Raw genomic sequence first — 4,561 nt, forward strand, 5'->3', positions numbered from 1 at the left:
TATTATAGCAGATATTTTTCCTAATATCAAATATTATTTGCTATCATCCTCTGCCATTGAACTTCCACCAATCCCAAAGAACTTATCAAAGAAGCTCTTCAGCTTATCGATTACACCCTGCTTCTTCTGTGCACGGCCACCGCCGCCAAAGCGAGAAACAGGAGGCATCAGCTTATCAATGTCAGTGCCCACGGTCTTGATCTCACCGTCACGGAACGCATTGGCCAGATATTTGCGTGTCTCCGGCTCCTTCAGCTTTTCCTCTTGGATGATCTTTGCAAGCTCTTTCTCCCGCTGTTCGGACACATAAGTGTTCCACTCTGCCATCACGTCATCCACATCGTTGACCCCTGCAATAAAGGTTTCAATCAGTTGCTTTTTGCTACGCAGTTCCGGGCTGGCATCAATCGCCTTGCGAATCGTGATGAGCACCTCTTTGTCATCGCAATGGGTGTCATGGTACTTTTTGACCAGCATCAGAATGTAGTCAATGTTAATCTCGACCTGCCGAATCAGTTCTACCTCGAACACCACATCATCCGTGATGTCCTCTTTGGTTTCATCGTGCTTCTTGTTACGCCATTCATCCCGCAAATCCTGATAGCGGCCCAAATAGTCCTGTAAATCCCGTTCAGAGATCATCTCGTTGCCTTTGAAATCATCAAAGGAGGAAAGCAGGTTCCGCATCCGCAGCAGTGCACCAAACAGCACGATAAAGTCCTTCTGGTTCTGCTCTCCGACGATCTGCGGCTCTGTCAGCGGGAACTTCTGTGTCAGGTCATCGATCATATCCGTATAGCCCTGATGGTATTTTCCCTGCTCGTCCATATAACCGTGGTAGTAGTCCGCATATTTGCGCAGCAGAACGATGCCGCCTGCATGTTTATCTCCAAACAGCGAAATTGCCGCATCCACCCGCTTTTGCAGGTTGCGGAAGCAGACGATATTGCCAAAGGTCTTGATGCTATTCAAGATACGGTTCGTCCGGCTGAACGCCTGAATCAGACCGTGCATCTTCAGGTTCTTGTCCACCCAAAGGGTGTTCAGTGTAGTAGCATCGAAGCCCGTCAGGAACATATTGACCACGATCAGCAGGTCAAGCTCTTTATTTTTCATGCGGAGCGATACATCTTTGTAGTAATTCTGAAACCGTTCGCCATCGGTGGAGTAGTTCGTGTGGAACATCTCGTTGTAATCCTGAATGGCTGCGTCCAGGAAATCCCGGCTGCTCTGGTCGAGGTTGGAGGTATCTTCCGGGTTTTCCTCGTCCAGAATGCCATCCGTTTCCGCTTCATTAGCTCCATAGCTGTAAATGGTGGCAATGCGCAGCCGCTTGGTCGGGTCTGCCGCCATCTGCTTTTTGAACTCCTGATAATACAGCTTTGCCATCGGCACAGAAGCCACGCAGAAAATCGAATTAAATCCGCTGACGCGCTGTTTTTGCTTGATTTCCTCCACCGTACCACGCTGGGCAGAGGCCACCTCTGCCACATTCGTCAGCAGATTAAACTCATACGATTTGTCTCCCCGATAGGTTTTCTGGTCGAAGTGGTCGAGGATGTACTTTGTCACTAGAGAAATACGCTTGGGTGCCATGAACGCCTTTTCCCGGTCGATATCCCAAACCTGTTTATCGTCCATGTCTGGCTCTGTGTCCATCGTCTTGATGTAGTCTACCCGGAATGGCAGCACATTCTTATCGTTGATGGCATCAACGATGGTATAGGTGTGCAGTTGGTCGCCGAACGTCTGCGCCGTGGTGAAATAGCGTGGATCAGTGGAGCTTCCTGCGTTGACTGCAAAAATCGGCGTTCCTGTAAAGCCGAACAGGTGGTACTTTTTGAAATTGTGAACAATGGCCTTGTGCATATCACCGAACTGGCTGCGGTGGCACTCGTCAAAGATGATCACAACGTGCTTCTGGTAGACCTCATGCCCCGGATTTTTCTTGATGAAGGTCGCCAGCTTCTGGATGGTGGTAATGATGATATGTGCTTCCGGGTTTTCCAACTGGCGTTTCAGAATCGTGGTGCTGGTGTTGGAGTTTGCCGCTCCCTTCTCAAAGCGGTCATATTCCTTCATGGTCTGATAGTCCAAGTCCTTGCGATCTACCACAAACAGTACCTTGTCGATGTAGGTTAGCTGCGATGCCAGCCGTGCCGTTTTGAAGGAGGTCAGCGTCTTGCCGGAGCCAGTGGTGTGCCAGATGTAGCCACCGCCCTCAATGCTGCCATACTTTTTGTAGTTGTTGGCGATTTCGATGCGGTTCAATATCCTCTCGGTTGCCGTGATCTGATATGGGCGCATCACCATCAGCATCTTTTCTGAGGTAAAGATGCAATACCGGGTCAGCACGCTCAGAATCGTGTGCTTTGCAAAGAAGGTCCGGGTAAAGTCGATCAGATCCGTCAGCACATGGTTATTCGCATCGGCCCAGTAGGAGGCAAATTCAAAGCTATTGCTGGTCTTTTCCTTTTTCGTCTTGCCGTGTTTGGTATCCTTGATGGCATTGTAGCGGGTGCTGTTGGAGTAGTACTTGGTATTTGTGCCGTTGGAGATCACAAAAATCTGCACATACTCATACAAGCCGCAGCCCGCCCAAAACGAATCCCGCTGATAGCGGTTGATCTGGTTAAACGCCTCCCGGATGGCCACCCCGCGCCGCTTTAGCTCCACATGAACCAGCGGAAAGCCGTTGACCAGAATCGTCACATCATAGCGGTTATCATGCCGTGCACCGTCTGCTTGTTCTACCTCATACTGGTTGATGACCTGCAGGCGGTTGTTATGGATGTTCTTTTTGTCGATCAGCGTGATATTTTTGGAGCTGCCATCATCCCGGTGCAATACCTGCACATTGTCTTCCTGAATCTTTCGGGTCTTTTCGGGAATATGCTCGTTGGGGTTGGCAATTACATCACTGAAAAACTGCCGCCACTCCGTATCGGAAAAGTGGTAGTGGTTCAGCTCTTCCAACTGGCTGCGGAGGTTGGCAATCAGTTCATCCTCGGTATGCAGCGGCAGATAGGTATAACCCTGCTCGCACAACAGCCGGATAAACTCTTTTTCCAGTTCCGCCTCGTTTTGGTAGCTGTCAGAGCGCACCTTGGAGGGTTCATAGGTGGCAACAACGGTATCTTCATTGGTTGCCGCAACAACATTATAATTCATCTGTTTTTTCCTCTGTCCGTTCAGCCAAATTTGCCATAAAAATCAAAGCATCCAAACTCAAGAGCATTTTAATATAATCCATTTTTGTAAAATCCCGATGACTTCTGCCATGTAATATCCAATGTCGATTCAAGTAACTCGGTTCCGGCTTATCAAAGTCTGAATTTCCAAAAGCGGTCTCCTGAAATGCACCAATTGAAATCATCACTGCAAAAACCTTCAAATCTGTTTGGGACGGAGGTATTTTGTTGTTGATCTTATCCTCAATTTCTCTCATTCGTTTTTTGAAGCTAGTATTTTTTGGCTGGTTCACAATGTCCGACAAAATACCATCCTCCAGCGAAAACAACCCTAGACATGCAAGCTGAAAGCATCCCATTTCCGCTGCAATCACAATTTGAGGGTACAGTTTCTTGTATGCTATAACGCATTCCGCTGCGCCACAGCGCTCAACAAGATTTCTCAAGCACTTTTCTTCATTTTCCGTATAGTATTCAAGTATAACCTCATCTACATTTGTTGACTTATTCACTTTTTCAATCATATCCCCGGACAACTGTTCCGTAAATACAATCTGATTTTCACTCAACCTGTTTACCGCATTTCTCCAAAGGATAAGATTACCAAACGCCTTAAGATATTCGTTTATGGTATCCTGGTTAATGTGATACCAATTCATCAATTCCGTTATTTTTTCGGCAAACAGCTTTAATGCTTTCGACATTACTTCAACCGCATTCTTCACATCAAATAACGTTTGATTATCCATTTTTCTCCTCACTTTCCAAAGTTTAACAGCTTATCCCTGTAATACTCGTACTGCTTTCGTCTCGCTTCAATCTCTGCGGGCAGACCGCCGGTCAAATCATTGCAGATAGCATCAAAGCGATCAAGGATAGAAACAACGCGCTTTTGTTCCTCAATAGGCGGCACTGGCAGATTTATCTCTCCCAATCTTTCGCCGCTCACATGAGGAACGCCTGCGCCACGCTTCATACCGTTCAGTTCTATTTCTTTATTCTTAAGCGCATAGTACAGATATTTCGGTATGGCAACTTCTTTCTTTACTTCATACCCAAAGCCATCCGTAATAAATATCGGTTCATCCCAGTAAGAAACAAATCCAGCAGATGCACCGCTCCGAGCCACCGCGACAATTTCGCCGGTGTGGTTAGCACGGTCAATATAATATGCCGGTTCTTGCCCTCCCAAAATCACGGGGACATTACCAGCTTTTTCATTTTTCTTAGTGATATACTCACCACGAAAAACATTTGCAATCTCACTCAGCGGCAACATGGCATAGCCAAACACATACTGCAAGAGCTTAATCAGTGCTCTGCTCTGCTCTGCTCTGCTCTGCTCTGCTCTGCTCTGCTCTGCTCTGCTC

Annotated in this window: 3 protein-coding genes; all 3 read right to left on the reverse strand. The window is 47.3% G+C overall.

All coding sequences use genetic code 11. From position 1 onward, the window contains the following. Positions 1-33: 33 nt before the first annotated feature. Positions 34-3,171 (reverse strand): type I restriction endonuclease subunit R, encoded by a 3,138-nt coding sequence (locus J3353_RS10855; RefSeq protein ID WP_113621062.1) that lies wholly within the window; start codon positions 3,169-3,171, stop codon positions 34-36. After that, positions 3,161-3,940, reverse strand: coding sequence for a hypothetical protein (locus J3353_RS10860; RefSeq protein ID WP_113621063.1), 780 nt, complete (start codon positions 3,938-3,940; stop codon positions 3,161-3,163). Before J3353_RS10860 ends, J3353_RS10855 begins: the two co-directional genes overlap by 11 nt. Before the next feature lie 8 nt (positions 3,941-3,948). Next, the coding region (locus J3353_RS10865) for a restriction endonuclease subunit S (RefSeq protein WP_242700927.1) at positions 3,949-4,561 on the reverse strand (613 nt) is incomplete at its 5' end.

Source organism: Faecalibacterium sp. Marseille-Q4137, assembly GCF_017377535.1.
GTDB classification, from domain to species: Bacteria; Bacillota; Clostridia; order Oscillospirales; family Ruminococcaceae; genus Faecalibacterium; species Faecalibacterium duncaniae.